Consider the following 25,063-nt stretch of genomic DNA (forward strand, 5'->3'; position numbering starts at 1 on the left):
ACTGTTGTTGTGTTGTTGTGTTGTGTTTTTTTATTTTAAAGGTGACGGTGTCACGCCCTGCGGGATCGGACACTCGTACGGTTTTTCTGTTATGTGTTGTTCGAACTCTTCCCGGCATTTTCGCAACAGGTCGGCATCCTGAAGCAGATGCAGCGCGGTCGCGCCCATCACTTTTCCGGCCAGCAACATGCCTTTATGGGCAATTGAGGTACGCCCCTGCGCCACTAATTGCCAGGTATGCAGTGGGGTGCCGACGGTAAAACAGGGGCTAAAGCACTGTGCGACAGGCATCTTCCAGCTGACATCCCCCACATCGGTGGAGCCTGCCAGCACGTTATCGGTGATGGCGTAAGGGGCAACTTCATCCACCAGCAGCGTCTCCTGATGGCGTCGGGCAAACGCTTTTCCCTCTTCGGCCCCCGTTGCGGCAATGTTTTTCAGGCTGTTTTGCAGGTCGTTTGCCGTGAGCGTGGCGCGGATTTCACGGGCAAATTCGCGTTCCTCTTCCGTCCAGGCCGGCGTGCCATAATGCTGCAATGCGCGGTACATCGCCGCTTCGAGCGTACGGTTCGGCAGATAGCTGGAGCAGGCTTTATCAAAGCGGCACTCGACGGTGGTTTCGGTCATCATCGCCGCACCCTGGGCGATTTTCTCGATGCGCGCGTAGATCTGCTGCGCATCGGCCATCTCCGGGGCGCGGATCAGGTACAGCACCTCGGCCTGGGCCTGTACCACGTTGGGCGAAATCCCGCCGGTATCGGTGATGGCGTAATGAACGCGCGCTTTTTCAATGATGTGTTCGTTGAGGAAGTTTGTACCGGTGGTCATCAGCGTCACGGCATCCAGCGCGCTGCGCCCCAGATGTGGGGAGTTTGCGGCATGAGCGGCGATCCCCTTAAACCGCCAGGCGGCCTGAAGATTGGCCAGCGTGCTGACGTTAAACATCCCGGCAAAGGCCTCCGGGTGCCATGTCACGGCAGCGTCCACGTCGTCAAACAGCCCTTCACGTACCATAAAGGTTTTACCGGAGCCGCCTTCCTCGCCGGGGCAGCCGTAAAATCGTACCGTTCCGCTGCCGCCGTGTTGTTCCAGCCAGCTTTTCACCGCCACCGCCCCGGCGAAGGCAGCAGTGCCTAACAGGTTATGCCCGCAGCCGTGGCCGTTCGCCCCCGGGGTGGCGGATTGCGCCGTCGCGCAGTGCGCCTGCTGGCTTAGCCCGGCCAGGGCATCGTATTCGCCCAGAAGGGCGATAACGGGCTTGCCGCTGCCGTAGCTGGCAATAAAGGCATTGGGAATGCCTCCGGCTTCCCGCGTCAGGGCAAAGCCCTCGGCTTCCAGCGCACTGGCGAGCCGTTCGGCGGACCAGAACTCTTCGAAGCGCGTTTCGGGATGATCCCAGATGTCGTCGGCAATATCGGTAAACGTCTGACATCGCGTGTCGATGGCATCGGCGATAAAAGCGTAGTTCTCCTGCATTACACACCTCGCGTCCACGGGAAATTAAGCGCAGTTCGCGCCAGCGTTTCGATGGCAACGTTCATCACCTGCTCATCAAAATCGAATTTTTCGTTGTGATGTCCGGCGCTCAGCTCGGTGCCGAAGACCATATACGAGGCCATGCCGCCGTTCTGCTGTACGCGGGCCATCATTAGCGTGGCATCTTCGGAGCCCGCAGGCGCTTTGACCTTATCAATGGCATGAGTCACGCCGGGCACCTGGCTTGCCTGTTCGCGCAGATAATCGACCCAGGCCGGGGAAGGGGCGCTGGAGGTCGCCGCCCCCATCAGGTTTACCCCGGCTGTTACGCCGTAGAGCGCCGCCGCGCCGGTAATTACCGCCTGTGCGCGCTCAAAGACATACTGATTAATAGCCTCGCTTTCGCCGCGGGTTTCAACCTTAAGCAACGCATCAGCCGGAACCACGTTGCGTCCGCTGCCCGCCTGCATGACCCCGACGTTAACCCGGGACGCGCCTTCGCTGTGTGGTGCGATGCCATGCAGCGCGATGGCGGCCTGGGCAGCCGCGAGCAGGGCGTTACGGCCCTCTTCTGGTTTACCGCCAGCGTGTGCGGCGACCCCGGTAAAGCGCACGTCAAATTTGGTGGTCGCCATGAAGTTATCGCTGCCGCAGATCACCGTCCCTTTCGGCACGCCGGTCCCGATATGAATGGCGGTAAAGTAGTCCACGCCGTCCAGCGCGCCTGCGGCGACCATAGCCCGCGCGCCGCGCGTACCCTCTTCGGCAGGCTGGAAGATCAGTTTGATGGTGCCGTTGAGCTGCGCTTCATGCTGCTTAAGCACCTGCGCAAGCCCCAGACCAATGGTGGTATGCCCGTCGTGGCCACAGGCGTGCATCATGCCCGGGTTGCAGGAGGCAAAACCGTCGCGGAAGGGGCGATGACTTTCGTCAAGCGCTTCGCTTAAATCAAGTGCATCCATGTCTACCCGAAACGCCAGCGTTGGGCCCGGACGTCCGGTATTCAGGGTCGCCACAATGCCGGTAAATCCGCCCTCAAACGGCGCCAGCCATTTCTCCGGCGCACCCTGCGCCCGGGAGCGGGCAAACTCTCGCGAAAGGGTGGCGTCATCGGGCAGTCCCATACGGCTTTCGGCATCGACCACGTCGCGCCCCATCGCCAGTTCGTAGCCCAGCGAGTCGAGGATCTCCGCGACTTTCGCAGCTGTTCGAAACTCTACCCAGCCGGATTCCGCAAAATGGTGGAAATCGCGACGCCATGCGCTCAGTTGTGGAGCTAATGTCTGAATGTACTGCGCCAGTGCGTTCATATCTTTTCCTGTCATCATTAAAATATGTGAACTGCTTCACGCTGTGATAGTTTTTACTTATCACTAATCGTTTTTTCACAGTTTTAACCGTTCAGGAATTACCCTCGCACATCCGTTTCCATTAAAGTAGATGACAGTTTCTTTACTCTGATAAACAACGGTTATCGGTCTCGTTATGTCATTTCAGATTAAATTTCATCAAATCAGGGCGTTTGTCGAAGTGGCGCGTCAGGGCAGCATTCGCGGCGCCAGCCGGACGCTTAATCTTTCGCAGCCCGCGCTGACCAAATCCATTAAAGAGCTGGAGGAGGGTATGGCGGCCCAGCTGTTTGTGCGCCGGAGTAAAGGCGTCGCGCTGACCGAGTGCGGGGAAGGGTTTTATCACCGCGCTAATTTGATTCTGGAAGAGCTGCGTGCAGCGCAGGATGACATCCGCCAGCGACAGGGCGAGCTTGCCGGGCAGATCAATATTGGGATGGGAGCCAGCATTTCACGCAGCCTGATGCCGGCCGTCATTACGCGTTTTCATGCGCAGCATCCTCAGGTCAACGTCCGGATTATGGAAGGCCAGCTGGTGTCGATGATTAATGAATTACGTCAGGGTGAGCTGGACTTTACCATCAATACCTATTATCAGGGGCCATACGATCACGAATTTACGTTTGAAAAGCTGTTCGAAAAGCCTTTTGCTGTATTTTGTCGGGCAGGGCATCCGGCGACAGGGGCGACCTCAATTAATGAGCTTCTGCAATATAACTGGACGATGCCTACGCCCCGGGGAAGTTATTATAAGCAGTTGCAGGATACTTTTAACCATCGCTCTCAAATACCGCGAATTGGCGTTGTCTGTGAGACCTTTTCCTCCTGTATTAGCCTCGTCGCACAAAGCGATTTCATCAGCATTTTACCGCAGGAGCTGGGCTGCGATCCGCTTCTGGCGCACCGTCTGATAATGCTGCCGGTTGTCGAAACCCTGCCTAAAGCAGCATATTATTTAATTCAGCGTCGTGATTCTCGCCAGACACCGCTTGCCGAATCATTAATCACGCAGTTTCGAAGGGAAGCCAGGAAATTAATTTAATCAAAATAACAACAATAAAAAAATAGAGTCTGCCCGACATCAGACAGACTCCACAGTACACACAGTCGTGCATCCTTTCGCGGATCCTACATGCATTATCCGTTGGGCAGGTTTATTAAGTTATAACAGCTTTTTCTTAAAAGAGAAGGACGTTGAGTGATTGATTTCACGATTTTTTAACGTAAATTATTTAATTAATTACGGCTGAAATTTAAGTTAAGGTTAGATTAAATTTATTGCGTCTGCGATTATCTGTTCCTTAAGCCATTATTTGAACCCGTGCCTGGATGATTGAGACCCGCAACGGGCGCAGGTATAGTACATCACTCAGATGTAGCCGGAGGATTTCCATGAACCCTGACGACAAATCCCTTTTTCTTGACGCCATGGAGGATGTCCAGCCGCTCAAACGCTGCGCGGATATTCACTGGCAGCAGAGCCGCAACACGCGGGCGCGTCAGGAAATAGATACTGAGCAGCTCGATAACTTTCTGACGCTGGGGTTTCTGGAACTGTTGCCCCTTGCCGAGCCGCTCATGTACCAGCGCGAAGGGGTACAGCAGGGGGTATTTGATAAGCTGCGTTCCGGCAAATATTCCCGTCAGGCCAGCTTAACGCTGTTACGCCAGCCTGCGGAGCACTGCCGCCAGCTGGTCTATTCCTTTATTCGCCAGGCCGGACGTGACGGGCTACGCAACCTGATCATCGTGCATGGTAAAGGGCGTGAACAGCAGTCGCATCCTAACGTGGTGCGCAGCTATCTTGCGCGCTGGCTGACCGAGTTCGACGAAGTACAGGCCTTTTGCGAAGCGCAGCCGCATCACGGCGGCAGCGGAGCATGCTATGTCTCGTTGCGTAAGTCAGAGGATGCGAAGCGAGATAACTGGGAGCGCCACGCCAAGCGCAGCCGCTAATCAGGAAGGCGGGCGAGATGCCCGCCTGTCACTCAGAAGGTTTCCCAGTTCGCGTCAGCTGTATTCGCGCCTGCCGCTGACGGGCGCAGCAGTACGGGCGTTTTCACGTTTTTAGGGCGAGCCGCCAGCGATGCCTGAGCGTTCAGCCGGAATGCCGCCACGGCCTGACGCAGCTGTTCAGACTGATCTTCCAGCGCCGCCGCCGCCGTTGCCGACTCCTGTACCAGCGCGGCGTTTTGCTGCGTGACGCTGTCCATCTGCGAGACCGCCAGGCTGACCTGCTCTATACCGCGGCTCTGCTCGTCAGACGCCGAGGAAATCTCAGCCATAATATCGGTTACGCGCGTCACGGCCGCGACGATCTCTTTCATGGTCGCACCCGCCTCGCTCACCTGTTCCGAGCCGGTATTCACCCGGCTGACAGAGTTCTCGATAAGCCCTTTGATCTCTTTTGCCGCCTGCGCGCTGCGGCTGGCCAGCGTCCGTACTTCACCTGCCACGACCGCAAAGCCGCGACCTTGTTCCCCGGCACGGGCGGCTTCAACCGCCGCGTTGAGCGCCAGAATGTTGGTCTGGAAGGCAATGCTATCGATAACGCCGGTGATATGCGCAATTTGCTGAGAACTGTCGGCAATGTCATTCATGGTACGCACCACGTTATCCACCACCTGACCGCCGCGTGCGGCGGTTTCAGACGCATTCTTCGCCAGCAGCGTCGCCTGACGGGCGTTATCCGAGTTCTGTTTCACCGTGGCAGTCAGCTCTTCCATGCTGGCGGCGGTCTCTTCCAGCGAGGCTGCCTGCTGCTCGGTTCGCGCGGAAAGGTCGTTACTCCCGGCGGCAATTTCTCCTGCGCCCGTGTAGATAGAATCGGTGCTGCCGCGCACGGCGCTGACGGTGCTCACCAGCGACTGCTGCATCTCGTGCAGACCAGCAGCCAGCTGGCCCATCTCGTTGCGCCCGGTAATCGCGACGTTTTGCGTCAGATCGCCGCTCGCGATGGTGCGAATATGGTTCATGATGGCGTTGAGCGGTTTCAGGAGCAGGTGCTGTAAACCCTGCCAGATCACCACCAGCACGGCGATCACAGTCAGGAAGATCGCCGCCAGCGTCCACTGCATCTGGGTAAAGCTGCTCTGATTCTCTTCGGCGGCGGCTTTCAGCAGCACGTTGTTTTCAGCGCGCCAGCGGGTATAGACCGCCTCCATCTCATCCTGCGCCTGCTGGGCGTCCAGGTCGCCATAGGCCTGATAGTTATCGGCGCGCAGATACTCAATGGACAAGCGCATCACCTCGTGCATTTGCTTCCAGGCTTTCTGCATCTCTTCGGTGAGCGCGGCATTCTGGCCCTTCACCTGCGAAATCGCCTGCCAGTTTTTGTAATAGTCTTCGGCTTTGGTCAGCGAACCGTTCGCGGTGCCCAACAACGTGTTGATTGCTGCGAGAGAGGCCGGATCGCGCTGGTTTTTCAGGTAGCGGATCGCCACGCGGGTGACGGTAACGCGCGTTTTCACCAGCGTGTTAACGCTGTCGCTCAGGCTCTCCTGTTGGGCATTGAGTAACCCGGAGTTCTGAAAGTTGTGACGATCGTTGTTAACGGCAGAGTAGAACAACCCTCCCGTGACAACTTGCAGCAGACAGAATATGGTGAGGGCAAAGATAATACCGGTAATCACGTGCAGATTTTTCAGCATGGCGGTCATCCGTAAGAGAAGAGGCAGGGTTACATCAATACTATCGTCGTAGCGAATTTAAACTTTAATTTTACTATTGCTTAACTAATGGTTTCGTTGCGGAACCTGTTGTAAATCCGGATCATTTTTTATGAGGAAGGTCAGCATGAGCAGCATAGATAAAAGCGGAACGTTCACGCTCGGAACGCGTACGGTTAAACGATTTGGCTATGGCGCGATGCAGCTTGCCGGGCCTGGCGTTTTTGGTCCGCCAAAAGACAAAAATGCGGCGCTGGCGGTGCTGCGTGAAGCGGTGGCGTCGGGTGTGAATCACATTGATACCAGCGATTTTTACGGACCTCATGTGACCAACCAGCTTATCTGCGAGGCGCTTCATCCGTACCGGGACGACCTTACGATTGTGACCAAGATCGGAGCCCGACGCGGCGAGGATGCCTCCTGGCTGCCGGCGTTTTCCGCGCAGGAGCTGACGCAGGCGGTGCATGACAACCTGCGTAACCTGAAGCGGGATGTGCTGGACGTGGTTAACCTGCGGATCATGTTTAGCACCCACGGACCGGCGGAAGGCTCGATTGCCGCGCCGCTGAGTACCCTTGCGGAGCTGCAACAGCAGGGGCTGGTTCGCCATATTGGGCTGAGCAACGTCACCGCTTTGCAAGTCGCTGAAGCGCAGAAGATAGTTTCCGTGGTGTGTGTACAGAACATGTACAACGTTGTGAATCGCGGTGACGATGCGCTGGTCGATTCGCTGGCGCAGCAGGGGATTGCCTGGGTGCCGTTCTTCCCGCTGGGAGGTTTCACGCCACTGCAATCTTCCGGACTACAGGCGGTGGCGGATTCACTGGGCGCGACGCCGATGCAGGTGGCGCTGGCATGGCTGCTGCAACGCTCGCCAAATATCCTCTTGATCCCGGGAACCTCGTCGGTGGCGCATCTGCGTGAAAACCTGGCGGCAGCCGATCTGGTATTGCCGCCTGAGGCGCTGGAGACGTTAAATTCGCTGGTGGGGTAATCCCGATGGCAGCAAAAGCCCGGAGGATTTTTCGGGCTTTTGCTGTTTATGATCCAATCTGACTTCTTTGGCGGTGAAGCGCTAATGCTTCCGCCACGATTTCCTGCTTACTTTTCCGTGTTTCATACGCAGTAATGCGGATGTACTCCATCAGCGCAGGATCGATGCGCGCGCTTAACATCCTGAGTTCGGCCTCCTTTGCGACACCGCGAGCAACACGCTTATCGGGATAATCACGGGCGGGCATAGAAAACGTCCTCCAAAAATTGTCTTGTTAATTTGTGCTGTAAAATATGCGCCAGTCTAAATAGAAAGTCAATGGATAGTGATTGTGCAGTGAAGCTAAGTTGTGTTTTGTGTATTTAGAAGTCATTGGTAAGTGATTTAATAGTTATGTTTTATGACGCGTTAAGCTTGCCCATACGTAAAAATTTACAAAGCAAATAATCTTCATTGCTATAGGGGGCTATAAGCGAAGCGGTTAAGGCGTAGCCAGCCGCTTACGCTGACATGGCTTGATCGATACCTCAGTTAAAACTACTGTATATAAAAACAGTATGAGGTATTTATCATGATCTTTTTCAGACCCGCAGAGTTGCGTGAAATCGTTGCTATTCCACTTTTCAGCGACTTAGTACAGTGCGGCTTCCCCAGCCCGGCAGCGGATTATGTAGAGCGGCGTATCGATTTAAACGAGTTATTAGTCGCCCATCCCAGCTCCACTTACTTTGTCAAAGCCGCCGGTGACTCGATGATAGAAGGGGGGATCAATAACGGTGATTTGCTGGTGGTGGACAGTTCCCGCAAGCCTGAGCATGGCGATATCGTGATTGCGGCGGTAGAGGGCGAATTTACCGTGAAGCGCCTCCAGTTGCGTCCCAATATTCAACTCAACCCCATGAACAGCGCCTATTCACCGATTATTGTCGGCAGCGACGATACGCTCGATATCTTTGGTGTAGTGACGTATATCGTGAAATCCGCGAGCTGATCGTGTTTGTGAAGCTTAATTAATAGGCAATAAGTTAATTCTCATCATGCAAAAATCTTACGTTATCGGGGCTGTCTTGTCGGCAAACCTGATATTCATCGCATAAGCCGGAACTGACTGGTCAAATATTCTGGTATTGGCGAATTACAGAGTGATATCCCATTTTTTTATTTTGTTATGTTCCTGCACTTTAGTGAGTTTTCTTTTCTTCCGACAGAATACATTTTGTCTACATTATAATTTTAATTTATGATTCGCACACGAACAATTGATGTTAGGCAGGGTTTTAGCATCGTGGCAGTCAATAAAACCCTGCTGTTATAAAGTAATCAGGAGATTCATTTTTATGTCAGACAATAATCCCCGCCCATCCGGCTGGTTAGGCCCGTGGTGCCTGCTGGTGGGTGTGATACTTCTTGTAACGGGGCTCTTTTTTGCCATCGGCGGTTTTAAACTGGTTTCCCTGGGGGGGAGTTGGTATTTTCTCATCGCCGGGGTTATCACTCTGCTCTCTGCGATTCAGTTCTTCCGCCGCAAGTCCTCTGCCGTGGGGCTGTTTGCCCTGGTGTTTCTTGGCACCCTGATTTGGGCATTTTTCGATGCCGGGCTCGACTTCTGGCCGCTGGTTTCCCGTTTAATGGTACCCGCCGGGCTGATGGTGCTGGCAGCCGCCACCTGGCCTGCATTGCGTAAACGTGAAGGAAAACCGTCCTGCGCAAAAGGGGCCGTGGGGGTCTGCGCGGTCCTTATTATCGCCATGGGCGTCACCTTTGTTCAGATGTTTCAACCCCATCCGACCGTGCCGTTTAGCGGTGAAAAACGCCCGCTGGTGCCGGTAAAAGATGATGCGAAACAGCAGAACTGGGATCACTACGGTAATACGGCTGGCGGTAGTCGCTTTGTGGCGCTGGACCAGATAACCCGTGACAACGTGAAAAACCTGAAACCGGTCTGGACCTACCATACCGGTGACGTACCGGAAAGTCCGGACGGCAATGGCGCAGAAGATCAGCAAACGCCGCTACAGGTTGGCGATCGTGTCTTCCTCTGTACGCCGCATAACAACGTGATCGCCGTGGATGCCGATAGCGGGAAAGAGATCTGGAAAGCGGAAATCAACGCCAAGTCTGCAATCTGGATGCGCTGTCGTGGTCTGGCGTACTTCGATGCCACCAAACCGCTGGCGCAGCCAACGGTAGCTGGCTCCACGCCGGTTCTGCCAGCGCAGGTCGCACCGGGCGCTGCATGCCAGCGCCGTATCCTGATGAATACCATCGACGGTAAGCTGATCGCGTTAGACGCCGATAACGGCAAGTTCTGCCCGGACTTCGGCACTAACGGCAGCGTTAACCTGCATGAAGGGATGGGCGACGCGTCAGATCCCACCTACGTGCTGACGTCGGCCCCGACGCTGGCGGGTACGACGGTTGTCGTTGGCGGCCGCGTTGCGGATAACGTCAGCACCGATATGCCGGGAGGCGTTATACGTGGTTATGACGTGATCACCGGCCAGCTGCGCTGGGCGTTCGACCCGCGTAATCCGGATCCGAACTATGTTCTGAAGCCGGGCGAACACTACAAACGTAGCTCTGCAAACTCCTGGGCCCCTATGTCCTGGGATGCGTCGATGAATACCGTGTTTATCCCGATGGGAAGTTCCTCTGTCGACCTGTGGGGCGCTGACCGTATTCCGGAAGATCACAAATACGCCACCTCAATCCTCGCGCTGGATGCGACTACCGGGAAAGAGAAGTGGGTATACCAGACCGTGCATAACGACCTCTGGGATTTCGATATCCCGATGCAGCCGAGCCTGGTTGATTTCCCGACGAAAGAGGGCAACAAGCCCGCGGTGGTGGTGGGCACCAAAGCGGGGCAAATTTATGTTCTTGATCGCCTGACGGGTAAACCGCTCACTGAAGTGAAAGAGGTTCCGGTAAAACCAGCGGATATTCCACGTGAACAGTACCCGGCAACGCAGCCGCGTTCTGTGGGAATGCCGCAGATTGGCGCGGAAACCCTGAAAGAATCGGATATGTGGGGGGCGACGCCGTTTGACCAGCTGGCCTGCCGTATCAGCTTCAAATCAATGCGTTATGACGGTCTGTACACGATGCCGGGAACCGATATTTCCCTGAGCTTCCCGGGCTCGCTGGGGGGAATGAACTGGGGTAGTCTGTCCACCGATCCGAACAACCAGTACATCTTCGTCAACGACATGCGTCTGGGTCTGTGGGTCCAGCTGATTAAACAAGATCCGCAGAGCGCGGTGGCAAACACAGGCGGTGAAGCCGTGAACGCCGGGATGGGCGCCGTTCCGATGAAAGGAACGCCGTATTCGGTCAACAAAAACCGTTTCATGTCACCGCTGGGCATTCCGTGCCAGAAACCACCGTTTGGTTCCCTCTCCGCCATTGACCTGAAAACGCAGAAAATCGTCTGGCAGGTGCCGGTCGGTACCGTTCAGGATACCGGTCCGTTTGGGGTAAAAATGCGTATGCAGATGCCTGTCGGTATGCCGACGCTGGGCGGTACGCTGGCCACGCAGGGCGGTCTGGTCTTCATTGCGGGAACCCAGGATTACTACCTGCGCGCCTTTGATTCTTCTACGGGGGAAGAAGTGTGGAAAGCGCGTCTCCCGGTGGGTAGCCAGGGCGGACCTGTCAGCTATGTATCACCGAAAACCGGCAAACAGTACATTCTGATCTCTGCCGGCGGTGCACGCCAGTCGCCGGATCGTGGTGACTACGTGATTGCCTACGCGCTGGATAAATAACAGCGAAATAAGCAGCCCGGCCCCGTCTTAGTACGGGGCTTTTTTTTGACTAAAAACCACGCACAGGAAGAAAGCAGTGGTTCTGGTCAGCCCGTGAAAAGCACCCGCCAGCGTCGGCGACGGCGAGTCATCTCTCGCCATAGCGCGACTATCTCGTCAGGTTGCAGGGCATCAATAGCCTGCGGCGTTAACACCGGCAAACCATAGCGCTGGCGCAGGGCGGCCACTGCCGTGGCGCTGGCATCCATCGGTGAGCGGATCTGCGTCGCCAGCTGCTGTCGCAACACGCTGAACGCTGCCTCATCGCACGGCGTCAGCTCACGCAAAAATCGTTTGCAGCAACCCAACAGGTTCACGGGAGAACGGTCAGGCGACTGTAACGCCAGCAGCAGGCCATCGCGATCGGCAATACGCTGATAACGACAGCTGACCACGTAGCCAATCTGCTGTTCCACGCGCAGGCGCTGGAAAAATTGCGGTTCGCAGCATAACGCCAGCAGCCGCAGCGCGGCGAGCGACGCGCCCGGCGGCAGGGGAATAAACACCAGCAGCGCCGAATCCGCGCTGGCGTGCGGGATGTGTTCGATCCCGCCGGGACAACCGCTTAACGGCAACGGCTTAGCGTTAACCGGCACCCGGAGCAGGCCAAGCTGCCGGGCTAACCCGTGCGCGTGTCCGGCGCTGCCGCCAACTAACGCCGCCAGCCAGCCGTCCCGTGGCGGGTCCGATGCCAGACGTTCAGGCAATTGCTGAAGCAGCTCACGGATGGCAATGCCTTCTGGCGCTGGCGTAATAGCAGGTGCGGGGTGGGAGAGGCGATCGATTATCGCCCCGATGATGGGTTCCGCCGTCACCATGGCGTCAGGAAGCCGCAGGGTGAGCTGCCAGCTACCGTCAACCGTTTGCCACTCGCCGCTGCCGTCGATATGGCGCAGTTCAGCAAGAAGAGGGCGTAACTGTTTGCCCATCGCCACCCCCTGTGACCTGTCCACGCGCGAATAAAAAGGCCTGCGCAGGATCAGCGTCGGCGGTTGTGTCTGCGCCGACAAATGCAGCAGTGGAGCGGCTTCTGACGTCGGGGCTGGCGCAGCATACCTGGCAGTCTGCGGGTAGAAGGAAAACGCGATGGGGCTATCATCTGCAACCGGCTGGCGACGCCAATGGCTAAGCGGCAGGGCAAAACCCTGGCTGGCAATAATTTCAGCGGTTTCCATTTTTTTGCAGGCCAGATACGAGACTGGCGCCGCCAGTAAGTCAGCACAGAAGGCGGAAAAACCTACGGGCGCCGCGCCGGGCGCAAAACCAAATGCCCGCTGGCGCAGCTGCTCCAGCGTCGGCAGGGCGCTGAAACGCTGCTGTGCCAGCCGATAATAATGCCGCTGCTGCTCATCCGTCGTTTGCTGTAGCGCCCGTAGCCAGTGGGTAATATGCGGGTCAATGTCCTCGGGCCGTTCGCTATCAACCGTCAGCGCCAGCCAGCCGTAATCGTCATCCTGATAAAGCCAGTTCAGGGCGACTTCTTCTGCCAATCCGCGCGCCCGTAGCCCGGCAATCAGGCTTCCGGGGGCGTCGTCCAGTAAAAACTCCCGAAATAAAGTGACGTTGTCACTTTTTCGGATTAACGGACAACGCCACAGTGCGGGTCGCTCCGTCACCGCCAGCTGATAATCTGCTTCAGCGCTAAGACGCAACGGGGGAGCGGTTTCAGGCATGCCTCCTGACGCAAAACCTGACGCAAACGTATGGGCAAGCTCGGCCAGCACATCCAGCGTTTGCGGCCCTTGCAGCCACAATTGCAGGTGTCCTGCCACATAATAGCGACGATGAAAGTCGCGCAACGCGGTTTGCAGCGATACCGGGTCCTGCCCGAGAGACTCCTTGCTACCCACCTGAAAACGGCGAAAAACCGCGGGTTCTTCCATCGCGTGGCGCGCCGCCGCTTCGCGCCTGGCGGAATCATGTTGCTGGATGAGCCGGTTTTCCGCATCAATGACCGCCACTTCGCGCTGTATGTCATGCGGTGAAAGCAGCGGCGCCAGCAACATATCCCGCAGCCGCGCGACGCCGTCGGACAGGTTATCGGCGGCAACGTCGAAGAAAAAAGCGCTGTGGCGAGCCAGCGTGGTGGCATTGACGCTGCCGCCCTGGCGCTGGACCCAGGCCATGAGTCGATCATCGCCCTGATAGCGCTGGCTACCGCGGAACAGCAGGTGCTCAAGCAAATGCGCAAGACCGGCGAAGCGCGGTGGTTCGTGATGGCTTCCGGCACTCACGCGCGCCAGCGCCGCCGCGCGTGTCGCCTGCGGCTGATGCACCAGCGTTGCGCGCAAACCGCCTGCCAGTTCCACGATGCGGGTGGTCATTATCGTTACAGTTCCCGGGTTTTATAGATAAGCTGAGAACGGGTACGGTTGCGGAACTGAAGCTGACCGATCTTCATATCACTACAGGCTGCTTCGCGGCGCGCCTCGAGGATTTTATGATGATGCGGCGATTTGCTGCACACCGGATCGGCGTTATCAGCATTCCCGGTGAGCATAAAGGCCTGGCAGCGGCAGCCGCCGAAGTCCTTCTCCTTTTCATCGCAGGAGCGGCACGGCTCTGGCATCCAGTCAAACCCGCGATAGCGGTTGAAGCCGAAAGAGTCATACCAGATGGATTCCAGACTCTGCTCAAGCACCGACGGGAAATCCACCGGCAGCTGGCGCGCGCTGTGGCAGGGCAGCGCCGTGCCTTCCGGGGTCACGCTGAGGAAAATCGACCCCCAGCCGCCCATACAACCTTTTGGCCGCTCTTCGTAATAATCGGGGGTGACGAACAGCAGGTTGGTCAGATTGCCGCTGGCGGCCATTTTTTGCCGATATTCGGCAACCACGCGTTCCGCGCGGGCGATCTGTTCCCGCGTCGGCAGAAGCCCCTGACGATTAAGGAACGCCCAACCGTAGAACTGGCAGGTGGCAAGTTCGACGTCGTCGGCGTCCAGTTCGATGCACAGCTCGATGATTTTATCGATCTGATCGATATTATGCCGGTGCAGGACGAAATTCAGCACCATTGGGTAATCGCGGGCTTTGACCGCTCTGGCCATGGCCAGCTTCTGCTGGAAGGCTTTTTTATTCCCCGCCAGCGCAGCGTTGAGCACTTCATCGCTGGCCTGGAAGCTAATCTGGATATGGTCCAGACCGGCCTCGCTGAACGCGTCGAGCTTGCTTTCCGTCAGGCCAATTCCCGAGGTGATCAGGTTGGTATAAAAACCGAGATCGCGGGCGGCGCGGATCAGCTCCGGCAGATCTTTACGCGTCAACGGTTCGCCGCCGGAAAAGCCTATCTGCACGCTGCCCATCGCCCGCGCCTGGCGGAAAACCTCAATCCACTGTTCGGTGGTCAGCTCCTGATCCTGCCGGGCAAAGTCCAGCGGGTTAGAGCAGTAAGGACACTGTAGCGGACAGCGATAGGTCAGCTCCGCCAGCAGCCACAGCGGTGGATTGACGGCGGGTTTATTCTGGCTCACGGAAAATAATCCACTTCTGTTGATAAGCGATTTGCAGGAATTCTACGACGTCGTCATCCACGCCGCCGGCTTCCGGGAACCGTTCGTTGAGTATGGCAATGATGGCCGCCGCGTCGCGTTGGCCATCGACCAGTTCGAGGATCGCGGCCGCGGTCTCATTGAGTTTAGCCATGCCTTCCGGATAGAGGATGACATGGCTGTCTTGAGCGGCTTCCCATTGCAGGCGATAGCCGCGACGAAAGGCGACGATGGAGTTTTTTTGCATGCTTATACCAGTCGGGTTGTGTGCCAGGCCGCTTTGTCGGTGACCGTGTGATAAGGCGGACGCTGTAGCGCGTAGGCCATGGTCATCGCGTCGAGCATCGACCACAGGATATCGAGTTTGAACTGAAGGATCTCCAGCATCCGATTCTGCTTTTCCGCGCTATCGCAGTAACGCTTCGCCAGCTCCAGGCCGTGTTCAACGTCGCGGCTGGCCTGGCTGAGGCGGCTGCGGAAATAAAAATAGCCTTCCTCTTTGATCCACGGGTAGTGCTGTGGCCAGCTGTCGAGACGCGACTGATGGATTTGCGGGGCGAACAGTTCGGTGAGCGAGCTGCATGCCGCCTCCTGCCAGTTGGCGCGGCGGGCGAAGTTAACGTAAGCGTCGACGGCGAAACGGACGCCGGGCAGCACGTGGCGTTCGCTGATTAAGTCCTCGCGGCTGAGCCCCACGGCTTCGCCCAGCTGTAGCCAGGCTTCGATACCGCCGTCATGACCGTTGCTACCGTCGTGATCGAGGATCCGCTGCACCCATTTGCGACGCGTGTGCGGATCCGGGCAGTTCGCCATAATTGCCGCGTCTTTCAGCGGGATCGTCGTCTGGTAGTAAAACCGGTTCGCCACCCAGCCCTGGATCTGCTCGCGGCTGGCCTCGCCGTTATGCATCGCGATATGGTACGGATGGTGAATATGATAGTAGGCGCCTTTCGCCCGAAGGGCGTGCTCAAACTCTTGCGGCGAGAGCGTTTCGCGAATGTGCATAGTTAGTCCTGAAGCGTGATGTTCATCCCGTCCCAGCTCACTTCTATTCCCTGCTGCGCAAGGGCGTGACGCTGCGGCGACTGCTCGTTAAGGATCGGGTTGGTGTTATTAATGTGGATCAGAATCTTGCGCTTTGCCGGCAGCGAGGCCAGCAGCGCCATCATGCCGTGTTCATCGCCGAGCGCCAGATGGCCCATGTCGCGGCCGGTATTGCGCCCGACGCCGGTGGCCTGGAGTTCATCGTCCTGCCAGACGGTGCCGTCAATCAGCAGACAGTCCGCTTTTTTAAGCCACGGCAGGATGGTGTCATCGGGTTCACCGAGACCCGGTGCGTAGAACAGCGTCTGACCGTTGCGGCGGTTTTCGATAAACAGCGCCACGTTATGCCCCGGCAGCGGGCGGTCGCGCCACGGCGAATAGGGCGGTGCGTTACTGGCGATGGGGACAGCGGTAAACTGCAAATCAGGGCAGGCTTCCACGCTAAAGGCGGTGAGCGGCGCGATCGGGTGATGAATCAGGCCGCCGTTCCAGTGCCGGAGCATGGTAAAAATCGGGAATCCGCTGGAAAGATCTTCATGCACCTCCGGCGTACACCATACCTGATGCGGGCACCCTTCGCGCAGGCTGAGCAGCCCGGTGGTGTGGTCAATCTGGCTATCGGTGAGAATAATGCCGCCAATATGCGTGCCGCGCAGAACCTCTTTCTTATTCAGTTCTGGCGTATGGGCAATCTGCTGGCTGATATCGGGGGAGGCGTTACACAGCACCCACTCTTTGCCGTTATCGCTGACGATGATCGACGACTGGGTGCGAGGGGTCGCCTGAAGGGTACCGTCGCGCAAACCCTGACAGTTGGCGCAGTTACAGTTCCACTGGGGGAAACCACCGCCAGCGGCGGAACCGAGGACTTTTATAAACATGAAGATGGGCCAGGTAGTCAAACAAAAATGCCCGCACGGATGGCGGGCAGAGCGATTAGCGGTTGGAAATGTACAGGGTCACTTCCAGGCCAAGACGTAAATCAATAAAAGCAGGTTTCTTCCACATCGTTTTTTCCTCTTTAAAAATGCAGCACTAACGCCATTGTTTGTGCCAGTTTTGTGATGGTCATCAAATAATGCGTCACAGGAGGGCAAAGCTCAACCCGAAAGATGTAAGGAATTAACTTAATGTTTACAACGTAACCTATTGTTGCCAAACATTTTGCAATACCTTTTGCCAGTTGCCCCACAGCAGCTTATTCAGCACAAATTGATCATAGCCGCTGTCACGCAACGCGCTGATTAGCCGCGGTAAACCACTCACATCGTGTAAGTCATCAGGCAACGTAATGCCGTCAAAATCGGAGCCCAGCGCGACATGATCGTCACCCATGATGTTAATAAGATAGTCGATATGGCGAACAATCGTACTCAGCGGGGTATCGCTATCGCGTTTACCGTCGGCGCGCAGAAACGCGTTGCCGAAATTGACGCCTGCCACGCCGCCGCTGTCGCGGATAGCCAGCAGCTGCCGATCGGTCAGATTGCGCGGTTGCGGGCACAGCGTATGGGCGTTGGAATGGGTGGCGACCAGCGGTGAAGAGGAATGACGAGCGGTATCCCAGAACGCTTTTTCATTCATATGCGAAACGTCAATCAGCATGTTCAGGGCGTTAGCGTGCTTAATGAGGGCGATACCCTCAGCGGTAAGCCCTGGGCCGCTGTCCGGGCTGCCGGGAAACGCCCCGTTAACGCCGGTGCCAAAACGGTTAGCAATGTTCCAGAAAGGCCCAATGCTGCGCACCCCGGCGGCATAGAAAGCCTGTAGATCGCCTCCCTCGCCGTCAAAACCGCCCGCGCCCTCAATATGCGCCACCATCGCCAGCACTTTATCCTGACGGCAGCGTTCGATATCCGCCGCGCTCAGGCACAATCGCGCCCGGCCATCGGAGTGGGCGACAAGCTGCTTAAGGATCGTCAGCTGCTGCCAGAGAATGTCGACCGGCTGCCACGGCTCGCTGGCGTATTGTGGCGCCATGCGGGCGATATACTCCTGCGGCGGCACGAACAGCGCGAACAGCCCGCCGGAAAATCCGCCTTGCTGCATGCGCGGATAATCGAGGTGTCCGTTCTCAATGCCGGAGAAGAAGGCCGTTACCGGATCCTGGCGATGGTGAAGCCATAAATTAAGCAACAGGTCATTGTGACCATCAAAAATCGCCATAGCGCATCCCACTGTCTTTTATTGCTGCGAAAGTTGCCTGGCACGATAACCGATTTGTCCGGTCCGGCAAGGGGAAAATTACAACTTAGCAGCAATTGTTAATATCACTTAACAGTGAGGAGATCCTCAAAGCGGGTGGTGTAGCGGGGTGAAAGCATTTCCCGTTTCATCTGCCACGGCTGCTGAATACCCTGTCCCGCGAAGTAAAGCGTGCCACGGCCATTTTCAGCATTCAGATGGTCTAATACATCCATTAACTTTTGGCTGTTTTTCCTGGGTGCGTTGTCGTCAAACAGATTAAGTTGCGCGACGCCCTGGCTATAAAAATCTCCCAGCATCACTCCGGCTTTCTGGTACCGATGGCCGTTCTTCCAGACCGCATCCAGACAACGAACTGATGCGCCGATAATATCCCGGCTATCCTGGGTTGGGGTGAGCAGTTTTACCGACGCGCTATTGCCATAATATGGCTCGTTAAGCGCGAAGGGCGAGGTTTTAACAAATACGGAGATAAAGCGGCAATGCTGATGCTCATTGCGAAGTTTTTCTGCTGCCCGGGCGGCATAACTACAGATGGCCTGGCGTACATCGTCATATTCGGTGAGGCGTTCGCCAAACGAGCGCGAACAGACGATTTCTTGCTTTACCGGGGCAAACTCTTCCAGTTCAAGACACGGTTCCCCCCGTAATTCACGCACCGTTCTCTCCAGCACGACATTGAAATGTTTTCTTATGAACCGGATATCGGTGTCTGCCAGTTGCAGGACGGTCTTAATCCCCATCATCTCAAGCTTCTTCGCTATGCGACGTCCTACACCCCAAACGTCTTCGACGGGTAGCGCCGCCATCAGCTTTCTCTGACGATCCACATTGGATAAATCAACAACGCCTCCCGTCTGGCGCTGCCAGCGTTTCGCCGCGTGATTTGCCAGTTTCGCCAGCGTCTTTGTGGGTGCGATGCCCACTCCGACGGTCAGATGGGTGCGTTGCAGTACGGTCGCTCTCATTTCATGCCCAAAGTCGGAAAGATCGCGACAATTACGCACGCCGGTAAGATCGCAAAAGATCTCATCAATTGAGTATATTTCGCTACGAGGCGACATCTCTTCAAGCGTGTTCATTACCCGGTTGGACATATCCGCGTAAAGTTCATAATTACTGCTGAAACAAACCACGCCATGATGCCTGAAGAGATCTTTCTGTTTGAAGTACGGTTCACCCATTTTCACAAAGGGTTTGGCTTCAGCGGAGCGAGAGATGACGCACCCATCGTTATTGGATAACACGACCACCGGTCGTCCCTTCAGGTCCGGGCGAAAAACCGTTTCACAGGAAGCATAGAAAGCGTTCACATCACACAGTGCAAACATGGTCAGCTCGCTCTGGTATCGCCAGGTGGGGTGAAAAACTGCATTATGATCACCGTTAATCAATACTGTATTTATATGGGTCTTCCCCGATCATGGTGGGAAGGCTCAGAACGCCATATTCAGCTTTCCGTAGTGGAACATCACCCCCAGTTTAAAGCGCTCCCGGTTTCGGTATCCCCTGGCTTTTATCCTCAGCAGCCTGATCTTGCTGTTAAGTGCCTCCGCATTTCCGTTTGAGACACTGTGTCGCATCGCATTCAGGATCCCGTACAGCCTTTTTCCTATCGTTTTCGCGGCATTTTTCATCATGGGAACGTCACTGTTAGCCGCCAGCGCCAACCATCTCTGCCAGTCACTCCGTCTTTCCTCGCTCCATGGCCTGTTCCAGATATCCTTTGCCAGCTCTTTCAGCGCCCAGCACTGGCTCGTCAGCTTCATCTGTGCACGCAGCCACATCAGCTTTTCCTGCCGGGATTCGGTCATCCACTTATCGCTGTACTGCCACAGGAAGCGGGTTCCTTTTGCCTGGTGTCGGCTTTCAACAGGGAGGTGCGGATGTTCATTCTGACGGGTTTTATCAACTACCTCGCCCAGTTGCTTCGCCACATGGAAGCGGTCAAAGGCGATTTTCTCAACCGCACTGGGTAAGTGGATACGCGCTGCTCTTATATAGCCCGCGTTCATGTCCATTGAGAGCGTTTTGATAGCCAGCAACTGCCCATCAGTGAGCGTGCGAAGATAGCCGGCAAGACTCTCTGTGCCGCGATCATCCGTTAAGGCCAGCGCCCGACCATCGCGATCGGAGATCACCGTTATGTAACGATGTCCTTTTTTAAAGGCGACCTCATCCACATTCATATGACGGGCGGATAATGGCTTTTTTATCCGGGCAAGACCTCGCTTAACTGCCCGGGTCATAATGCCGTCAACCGCATTCCAACTGAGCTTAAGTTGCTTCCTGACAGCATCAACGGTGCTGATTTTCAGCCATGAGAGAACGAACGATTCGAATAGCAACGTATACCGGCTTCCGGGGCCAGCCCACGGAACAGGCAACGTCAGGCAGCCATGCTCCGGACACATAATTCGTGGAACATCGGCTTCAACAATAGTGGTGAACTGGCAGGTATCAAGATGGCGCCATTTACGATGACGGTGATCGTGAACAGAACAGGATTTACCGCAGGTCGGACAGGCTAGCCGGGTGTTTTCAGCGATCTCAATAGTGACAGTAACAGAACCGGCATTTTCATCGAGAGAAAGGGACTTTACCTGCCACGGATCGGACAGGTTGAGAATATGAGCGTAGAGGGACTTTTCATCCATGGCGGTGACCTCTGGCGATTAAATACACCATTATCATGCCTTCAGCCACCACAACAAGGGAAGACCCATTTATATACAGTATTGTATATTGATAGCAAAGATCAAGGGTAACAAGGCATCATGGCGTACGGGCGTAGAAGGGTAATTATCACGACCAGACTATTTGGGTATACTTCTTCACTTATAACTATGCATGTCAGGTAACGAAATATGCGGGAGAGCATTAACGTTCTTTTTGTGGTGCTGTCTTTTGTGGCACTGATTATGCTGATACGCTTTTTCGTCAGGCGTATTCGGCATCCAACGCGCATCGTTGCCGATAGCCGGGGAATGAAAAAAATCTCAACCCATCCTGTCTGGTTTGGCGGCTCGTCAGGTAAAACCTACTTTTATGATGAGCAGTATTTATACGAGGTTATAAAGAGCAGCACCCGTAAAATTGAGCTGGCGACTATCATAAAAATTAAACCAGGCTCGATAGTGATAAATAACAGGCGGATCTGGTCTGTGACTTATCTTGAGGGAACCCGTGAAAAACAGGTGCAATTTTATAATAATCTGACGGTGTTTAATCAAAACTTCGCTGCGTTTTTAGAGGCAGTAAAACGCGTGAACCCTGAGGCAGATATTAAAGCCGTGTCATTGTTCAACCTGTGACTGGAATACAACATATGTGGCTTTCTGACTGCCCATACGACAGGTATGGGCAGTGAAGCCGTCGATATTACTTCTTCTTGTTCATCATCGCCTTGAGATCGGCAAAGGGGTTAAACGTGGCGACACCCACGTCTTTTTGCGCATCCTCACCCGCGACAACGGTGGTGCCATACTGATCCGCTTCGGTGTACTTTGAGTGTTCGTGATCGTGACAAAACAGGCACAACAGCTCCCAGTTACTGCCATCTTCCGGGTTATTGGTGTGATCGTGGTCGATATGGTGAACCGTGAGTTCACGAAGATTTGAATAAACAAACTCACGCGAGCAGCGTCCACAAACCCAGGGGTAGATTTTTAGCGCTTTTTCACGGTAGCCGCTTTCCAGCCGTGCGTAGTTTTTGGGGATCAGAGCCATTGCTGATGTTACCTGTTAAAAAGAGAATAGTTCACACTATATCCCATTATGAGATGTCAGGAGAATGCCTCCTCTTCGGGAAGGCAGCGTGCGATTTGCGTATTTCTGTCAGTTTATTTGAAGCATTCCGTTAAATAATCACCATTTATTCTCATCCGTTAATGCGTAGAGTAGGGATAACGCAATGCTTTATCAGGATACTCCACTATGAAAAAGATCGGATTTTTGTCGTTTGGTCACTGGACGCCGTCACCCCAGTCCGGCACGCGAACCGCGGCTGACACGCTGCTACAGTCCATCGATCTGGCGGTCGCCGCCGAAGAGCTGGGCGCGGACGGGGCTTATTTCCGTGTGCATCACTTTGCCCGCCAGCTCAGTTCGCCATTCCCCTTGCTGGCGGCAATAGGCGCGAAAACCAAACGCATTGAAATCGGGACGGGCGTGATCGACATGCGGTATGAAAATCCGCTGTATATGGCGGAAGATGCTGGCGCGGCAGATCTCATCTCCGGCGGGCGATTACAGCTTGGTATCAGCCGGGGTTCCCCGGAGCAGGTGATTGATGGCTGGCGTTATTTTGGTTACGTGCCGCAGGAAGGGGAAAACGAATCTGATATGGCGCGCCGCCACACAGAGGTACTGCTTGATGTATTACGCGGTGAAGGGTTTGCGAAGCCTAACCCACAGCCGATGTTCCCAAACCCGCCGGGATTGTTGCGTCTGGAGCCGCATTCAGAAGGCTTACGCGATCGTATCTGGTGGGGGGCTGGCTCTAATGCAACGGCAGTATGGGCGGCAACACTGGGGATGAACCTGCAAAGCTCAACGCTGAAAGATGATGAAACCGGCGAGCCGTTCCATATTCAGCAGGCAAAACAGATCCGTGCCTACCGACAGGCCTGGGCTGAGGCAGGGCATACCCGTCAGCCACGCGTTTCGGTCAGCCGCAGTATTTTTGCCCTGATGGACGATCGCGACCGGATGTATTTCGGTTCAAGCCGCAATGAAAGCGACAGCGTGGGCTATCTGGATGAGAAAACGCGGGCCATTTTCGGACGCAGCTATGCCGCAGAGCCAGACAAGCTGATTGAACAGTTGAAAAAGGATGAAGCGATCGCGGAAGCGGATACGCTGTTACTTACCGTGCCGAATCAGCTGGGCGTGGAATACAACGCACATGTGATCGAGTCCATCCTGAAACATGTCGCACCGGAAATGGGATGGCGCGATCGCAATGCTTAATCTGGCTCTCTGGTATCGCCGGTTTGGTGAGCCTGAATCGGTACTGCAAGCGGAAACTACACCATTGTCGCCGCGACAGCCGGGAGAGATACGTGTGCGCATGCTTTTTTCCCCGGTGAACGCCTCCGATCTCATCCCCATCACCGGAGCATATCGCCATCGCACGCCGCTGCCTGCGATAGCCGGTTATGAAGGGGTCGGAATAGTGACCGAAACGCCCGCCGCTTATCCGGCGCTACTGGGCAAGCGGGTCCTGCCGTTACGGGGGCAGGGAACCTGGCAGCGCTATGTCGACTGCCCGGCGGCGTATGCGGTTCCCGTCCCGGACGACGTCGACTCGCTACTTGCCGCGCGGGCGTATATCAACCCGCTTGCCGCACAGATAATGCTGGACCGCTATCCTCCGGTCGGGAAAACGGTGCTGCTCACCGCTGCCGGTTCTGACTGCGCCGTTCTGCTCGGGCAATGGGCACGCCAGGCGGGCGCAGAGGCGGTTTACGGGATCCATCGCTCGCCCGTGCACGCTCAACGTCTGGCTGAAATGGGGATCGTCCCGATTGCGCAACATGATACGGCCGCCGTCAACGCTGCCGCCGCGCAAGCGGAGGTGGTGTACGACGCCACGGGCGGCAGTCTGGCGGAGACGATCCTGAGCGTGATGCCCGAAACCGGCACCTTTGTCTGCTACGGGCTACTCTCCGGGCAGACCTTCCGGCAGCAGCGGCCGTTGCCGCGCGTGGCGTGGTTTCACATTCGTAACTATCTGGACGCGCTGAGCGCTGAGGCGTGGCAGGCGGAGTTTCGGCGCATCTGGCCTAAACTGCGCGCCAGCCAGTGCAGCGATGTCACCCTCTACCCGCTGTCGGAATGGCAGCGGGCAGTGGGCAACTATCGCGAAGCGGGAAGAACGGGTAAGCCCATGCTGTCGATGGACAATTAATCGGCCTTATGGCTCATGTCGCTCAGCAGTACAGCGATACTTTGTCCACCGGCGGTCTGCTCCAGGCCAATTTTGACAATAATTGTCAGCGGAACGGAGAGCAGCATGCCGACAGGCCCGAGCAGCCAGCCCCAGAAAATCAGGGACAGGAACACAACAAGGGTTGAAAGCCCCAGCCCGCGTCCCATTATCCGTGGTTCGAGAATGTTCCCGAAGACAAGGTTAATCACCAGATAGCCTGCCAGCAGAATCAGGGCATCATACAAACCGCTGAAAACCAGCACCTGAAGGATAGGGGGGATCGCCGCCAGCACGGAGCCGATGTTAGGAATATAGTTGAGCGCAAAGGCCAGCAGCCCCCAGACAAAGGCAAAACGCACATCCAGCGCGGCGAGCATCCCCCAGACCACTAATCCCGTCACCAGGCTGATGGCCGTTTTCAGCACCAGATAGCGTGAAACGCTGTCGAGCGCGCGCTGAATGGCGCCCATTCCCTCTACCGGACGCACCATGATGTGCTGGAGCTTTGCAGGCAGCTGTGGAACTTCCAGCAGCATAAACACAACCGTCAGGAACAGCAGGAAAATCGAGGTCATGGCGTTGGAGAGTTGTGCCAGCAGGCTGGTGACAATCGTCATGGCGGCATTCGGATCGATGTATTTAAGCAGTTCCTCAACCGAGACTTCGATACCCGCGCGTTGCAGCCAGGGTTCAATTTGCAGCAGCGGGGTCGCCAGGGAAGAGCGGTATGTCGGTAGCGTCCGCGCCAGCTCGTTCAGGGAGGTTCCCAGATAGGCGACTAACAGCACCATCGCAACGATAATAATACTGATAAGCAGGCTTATCGCCAGCACACGCGGGATGCGCAGCCGCACCATTCGCTGCACCAGCGGATTGAGGATCACCGCGATAAAAAGCGCCAGGATAAAAGGCACGATGATATCGGCCGCAAAACGAACGCCGGTCAGAATGATCATCAGCATGCCCAGCATGATGACGATCTTAAGCCCGTTGAGGGTGATAATAGGTTTGGCCATGGACGTTCCTGAACAGTTTTTTATTTATAATAGAGGGGAAAGCGGATTAAAAAAACTAACCAAAATCAAACAGACTGGGTAAA

At 55.9% G+C, this 25,063-nt stretch carries 23 protein-coding genes; 8 read left to right on the forward strand and 15 right to left on the reverse strand.

The window, feature by feature from the left end; translation table 11 throughout:
- Positions 1-30 precede the first annotated feature (30 nt).
- A complete protein-coding gene (locus tag ACQG0T_RS10290) occupies positions 31-1,476 on the reverse strand; it encodes a M20 family metallopeptidase (protein WP_271040725.1) in 1,446 nt (481 codons plus the stop codon).
- Positions 1,476-2,786 carry a M20 family metallo-hydrolase gene (locus ACQG0T_RS10295; RefSeq protein ID WP_252051011.1) on the reverse strand — a complete coding sequence of 437 codons (1,311 nt, stop codon included), beginning with the start codon at positions 2,784-2,786 and terminating at the stop codon, positions 1,476-1,478. The genes ACQG0T_RS10290 and ACQG0T_RS10295 overlap by 1 nt, the downstream gene beginning before the upstream one ends.
- A 175-nt stretch (positions 2,787-2,961) precedes the next feature.
- On the opposite strand from ACQG0T_RS10295, the gene ACQG0T_RS10300 reads away from it, so the two are divergent.
- Both ACQG0T_RS10300 and smrA read left to right on the forward strand, forming a co-directional pair.
- Positions 2,962-3,867, forward strand: coding sequence for a LysR family transcriptional regulator (locus ACQG0T_RS10300; protein WP_003857524.1), 906 nt, complete (start codon positions 2,962-2,964; stop codon positions 3,865-3,867).
- A 350-nt stretch (positions 3,868-4,217) separates the two neighbouring features.
- Positions 4,218-4,781 (forward strand): DNA endonuclease SmrA, encoded by a 564-nt coding sequence (smrA, locus tag ACQG0T_RS10305; protein ID WP_045142526.1) that lies wholly within the window; start codon positions 4,218-4,220, stop codon positions 4,779-4,781.
- A 32-nt stretch (positions 4,782-4,813) separates the two neighbouring features.
- Here the strand turns inward: smrA and tcp are convergent, their stop codons facing one another.
- Complete coding sequence (gene tcp / locus ACQG0T_RS10310; RefSeq protein ID WP_017384568.1) at positions 4,814-6,475, reverse strand: methyl-accepting chemotaxis citrate transducer; 1,662 nt, start codon at positions 6,473-6,475, stop codon at positions 4,814-4,816.
- A gap of 145 nt (positions 6,476-6,620) precedes the next feature.
- Here tcp and ACQG0T_RS10315 point away from each other — a divergent pair, with 145 nt between their 5' ends.
- Complete coding sequence (locus tag ACQG0T_RS10315; RefSeq protein WP_047062644.1) at positions 6,621-7,487, forward strand: aldo/keto reductase family oxidoreductase; 867 nt, start codon at positions 6,621-6,623, stop codon at positions 7,485-7,487.
- 46 nt (positions 7,488-7,533) lie between these two features.
- Here ACQG0T_RS10315 and ACQG0T_RS10320 read toward each other — a convergent pair whose 3' ends face one another.
- Positions 7,534-7,734, reverse strand: coding sequence for a hypothetical protein (locus ACQG0T_RS10320; protein ID WP_003857516.1), 201 nt, complete (start codon positions 7,732-7,734; stop codon positions 7,534-7,536).
- A 324-nt stretch (positions 7,735-8,058) separates the two neighbouring features.
- On the opposite strand from ACQG0T_RS10320, the gene ACQG0T_RS10325 reads away from it, so the two are divergent.
- Positions 8,059-8,478: a translesion error-prone DNA polymerase V autoproteolytic subunit gene (locus ACQG0T_RS10325; RefSeq protein ID WP_003857514.1), complete on the forward strand. Its 420-nt coding sequence runs from the start codon at positions 8,059-8,061 to the stop codon at positions 8,476-8,478.
- A 346-nt stretch (positions 8,479-8,824) separates the two neighbouring features.
- The gene (locus ACQG0T_RS10330) at positions 8,825-11,254 is read left to right on the forward strand and encodes a glucose/quinate/shikimate family membrane-bound PQQ-dependent dehydrogenase (protein ID WP_045142523.1); all 2,430 of its coding nucleotides are present in this window, start codon (positions 8,825-8,827) and stop codon (positions 11,252-11,254) included.
- Between the two features lie 86 nt (positions 11,255-11,340).
- Here ACQG0T_RS10330 and pqqF read toward each other — a convergent pair whose 3' ends face one another.
- The 9 genes from pqqF to ACQG0T_RS10375 form a co-directional block, all read right to left on the reverse strand.
- Positions 11,341-13,617: a pyrroloquinoline quinone biosynthesis protein PqqF gene (pqqF, locus tag ACQG0T_RS10335; RefSeq protein WP_214586194.1), complete on the reverse strand. Its 2,277-nt coding sequence runs from the start codon at positions 13,615-13,617 to the stop codon at positions 11,341-11,343.
- Between the two features lie 5 nt (positions 13,618-13,622).
- Positions 13,623-14,765, reverse strand: coding sequence for a pyrroloquinoline quinone biosynthesis protein PqqE (gene pqqE, locus ACQG0T_RS10340; protein WP_023296519.1), 1,143 nt, complete (start codon positions 14,763-14,765; stop codon positions 13,623-13,625).
- Positions 14,752-15,030, reverse strand: coding sequence for a pyrroloquinoline quinone biosynthesis peptide chaperone PqqD (gene pqqD, locus ACQG0T_RS10345; RefSeq protein WP_003857508.1), 279 nt, complete (start codon positions 15,028-15,030; stop codon positions 14,752-14,754). The genes pqqE and pqqD overlap by 14 nt, the downstream gene beginning before the upstream one ends.
- A gap of 2 nt (positions 15,031-15,032) precedes the next feature.
- A complete protein-coding gene (gene pqqC / locus ACQG0T_RS10350; protein ID WP_003857506.1) occupies positions 15,033-15,788 on the reverse strand; it encodes a pyrroloquinoline-quinone synthase PqqC in 756 nt (251 codons plus the stop codon).
- Between the two features lie 2 nt (positions 15,789-15,790).
- Complete coding sequence (gene pqqB, locus ACQG0T_RS10355; RefSeq protein ID WP_017384563.1) at positions 15,791-16,708, reverse strand: pyrroloquinoline quinone biosynthesis protein PqqB; 918 nt, start codon at positions 16,706-16,708, stop codon at positions 15,791-15,793.
- A gap of 55 nt (positions 16,709-16,763) precedes the next feature.
- Complete coding sequence (pqqA, locus tag ACQG0T_RS10360) at positions 16,764-16,835, reverse strand: pyrroloquinoline quinone precursor peptide PqqA (RefSeq protein ID WP_002905689.1); 72 nt, start codon at positions 16,833-16,835, stop codon at positions 16,764-16,766.
- Between the two features lie 138 nt (positions 16,836-16,973).
- Positions 16,974-17,993, reverse strand: coding sequence for a dipeptidase (locus ACQG0T_RS10365; protein WP_023303647.1), 1,020 nt, complete (start codon positions 17,991-17,993; stop codon positions 16,974-16,976).
- Positions 17,994-18,097: 104 nt separating this feature from the next.
- Positions 18,098-19,363 carry a Y-family DNA polymerase gene (locus ACQG0T_RS10370; protein ID WP_017384561.1) on the reverse strand — a complete coding sequence of 422 codons (1,266 nt, stop codon included), beginning with the start codon at positions 19,361-19,363 and terminating at the stop codon, positions 18,098-18,100.
- 105 nt (positions 19,364-19,468) lie between these two features.
- Positions 19,469-20,689 carry an ISL3-like element ISKox3 family transposase gene (locus tag ACQG0T_RS10375; RefSeq protein WP_000343760.1) on the reverse strand — a complete coding sequence of 407 codons (1,221 nt, stop codon included), beginning with the start codon at positions 20,687-20,689 and terminating at the stop codon, positions 19,469-19,471.
- A 210-nt stretch (positions 20,690-20,899) separates the two neighbouring features.
- Between ACQG0T_RS10375 and ACQG0T_RS10380 the strand changes: the two genes are divergently transcribed.
- The gene (locus ACQG0T_RS10380; protein WP_017384560.1) at positions 20,900-21,346 is read left to right on the forward strand and encodes a hypothetical protein; all 447 of its coding nucleotides are present in this window, start codon (positions 20,900-20,902) and stop codon (positions 21,344-21,346) included.
- 67 nt (positions 21,347-21,413) lie between these two features.
- Here ACQG0T_RS10380 and yajD read toward each other — a convergent pair whose 3' ends face one another.
- Complete coding sequence (gene yajD / locus ACQG0T_RS10385) at positions 21,414-21,761, reverse strand: HNH nuclease YajD (RefSeq protein WP_006808895.1); 348 nt, start codon at positions 21,759-21,761, stop codon at positions 21,414-21,416.
- 207 nt (positions 21,762-21,968) lie between these two features.
- Here yajD and ACQG0T_RS10390 point away from each other — a divergent pair, with 207 nt between their 5' ends.
- Positions 21,969-23,003 carry an LLM class flavin-dependent oxidoreductase gene (locus tag ACQG0T_RS10390; RefSeq protein WP_017384559.1) on the forward strand — a complete coding sequence of 345 codons (1,035 nt, stop codon included), beginning with the start codon at positions 21,969-21,971 and terminating at the stop codon, positions 23,001-23,003.
- The gene (locus ACQG0T_RS10395; protein ID WP_032104218.1) at positions 22,996-23,943 is read left to right on the forward strand and encodes a zinc-dependent alcohol dehydrogenase family protein; all 948 of its coding nucleotides are present in this window, start codon (positions 22,996-22,998) and stop codon (positions 23,941-23,943) included. Before ACQG0T_RS10390 ends, ACQG0T_RS10395 begins: the two co-directional genes overlap by 8 nt.
- Here the strand turns inward: ACQG0T_RS10395 and ACQG0T_RS10400 are convergent.
- Positions 23,940-24,980, reverse strand: a complete 1,041-nt coding sequence (locus tag ACQG0T_RS10400; protein WP_015570634.1) for an AI-2E family transporter — start codon at positions 24,978-24,980, stop codon at positions 23,940-23,942. The two genes, ACQG0T_RS10395 and ACQG0T_RS10400, sit on opposite strands and share 4 nt — an antisense overlap.
- Between the last annotated feature and the right edge of the window lie 83 nt (positions 24,981-25,063).

The organism is Enterobacter cloacae complex sp. 302F9, from assembly GCF_050030335.1.
Taxonomy (GTDB): Bacteria; Pseudomonadota; Gammaproteobacteria; order Enterobacterales; family Enterobacteriaceae; genus Enterobacter; species Enterobacter hormaechei_C.

What these genes read in the sequence shown, in the direction of transcription:
- ACQG0T_RS10320 (WP_003857516.1), bottom strand. Translation starts at nt 7,734, where the DNA reads ATGCCCGCCCGTGATTATCCCGATAAGCGTGTTGCTCGCGGTGTCGCA.
- ACQG0T_RS10365 (WP_023303647.1), bottom strand. Translation starts at nt 17,993, where the DNA reads ATGGCGATTTTTGATGGTCACAATGACCTGTTGCTTAATTTATGGCTT.
- ACQG0T_RS10300 (WP_003857524.1), top strand. Translation starts at nt 2,962, where the DNA reads ATGTCATTTCAGATTAAATTTCATCAAATCAGGGCGTTTGTCGAAGTG.
- ACQG0T_RS10395 (WP_032104218.1), top strand. Translation starts at nt 22,996, where the DNA reads ATGCTTAATCTGGCTCTCTGGTATCGCCGGTTTGGTGAGCCTGAATCG.
- ACQG0T_RS10330 (WP_045142523.1), top strand. Translation starts at nt 8,825, where the DNA reads ATGTCAGACAATAATCCCCGCCCATCCGGCTGGTTAGGCCCGTGGTGC.
- pqqF (WP_214586194.1), bottom strand. Translation starts at nt 13,617, where the DNA reads ATGACCACCCGCATCGTGGAACTGGCAGGCGGTTTGCGCGCAACGCTG.
- tcp (WP_017384568.1), bottom strand. Translation starts at nt 6,475, where the DNA reads ATGCTGAAAAATCTGCACGTGATTACCGGTATTATCTTTGCCCTCACC.
- ACQG0T_RS10325 (WP_003857514.1), top strand. Translation starts at nt 8,059, where the DNA reads ATGATCTTTTTCAGACCCGCAGAGTTGCGTGAAATCGTTGCTATTCCA.
- ACQG0T_RS10290 (WP_271040725.1), bottom strand. Translation starts at nt 1,476, where the DNA reads ATGCAGGAGAACTACGCTTTTATCGCCGATGCCATCGACACGCGATGT.
- ACQG0T_RS10315 (WP_047062644.1), top strand. Translation starts at nt 6,621, where the DNA reads ATGAGCAGCATAGATAAAAGCGGAACGTTCACGCTCGGAACGCGTACG.
- yajD (WP_006808895.1), bottom strand. Translation starts at nt 21,761, where the DNA reads ATGGCTCTGATCCCCAAAAACTACGCACGGCTGGAAAGCGGCTACCGT.
- ACQG0T_RS10295 (WP_252051011.1), bottom strand. Translation starts at nt 2,786, where the DNA reads ATGAACGCACTGGCGCAGTACATTCAGACATTAGCTCCACAACTGAGC.
- ACQG0T_RS10375 (WP_000343760.1), bottom strand. Translation starts at nt 20,689, where the DNA reads ATGGATGAAAAGTCCCTCTACGCTCATATTCTCAACCTGTCCGATCCG.
- smrA (WP_045142526.1), top strand. Translation starts at nt 4,218, where the DNA reads ATGAACCCTGACGACAAATCCCTTTTTCTTGACGCCATGGAGGATGTC.
- ACQG0T_RS10380 (WP_017384560.1), top strand. Translation starts at nt 20,900, where the DNA reads ATGCGGGAGAGCATTAACGTTCTTTTTGTGGTGCTGTCTTTTGTGGCA.
- pqqC (WP_003857506.1), bottom strand. Translation starts at nt 15,788, where the DNA reads ATGCACATTCGCGAAACGCTCTCGCCGCAAGAGTTTGAGCACGCCCTT.
- pqqB (WP_017384563.1), bottom strand. Translation starts at nt 16,708, where the DNA reads ATGTTTATAAAAGTCCTCGGTTCCGCCGCTGGCGGTGGTTTCCCCCAG.
- ACQG0T_RS10400 (WP_015570634.1), bottom strand. Translation starts at nt 24,980, where the DNA reads ATGGCCAAACCTATTATCACCCTCAACGGGCTTAAGATCGTCATCATG.
- ACQG0T_RS10370 (WP_017384561.1), bottom strand. Translation starts at nt 19,363, where the DNA reads ATGTTTGCACTGTGTGATGTGAACGCTTTCTATGCTTCCTGTGAAACG.
- ACQG0T_RS10390 (WP_017384559.1), top strand. Translation starts at nt 21,969, where the DNA reads ATGAAAAAGATCGGATTTTTGTCGTTTGGTCACTGGACGCCGTCACCC.
- pqqD (WP_003857508.1), bottom strand. Translation starts at nt 15,030, where the DNA reads ATGCAAAAAAACTCCATCGTCGCCTTTCGTCGCGGCTATCGCCTGCAA.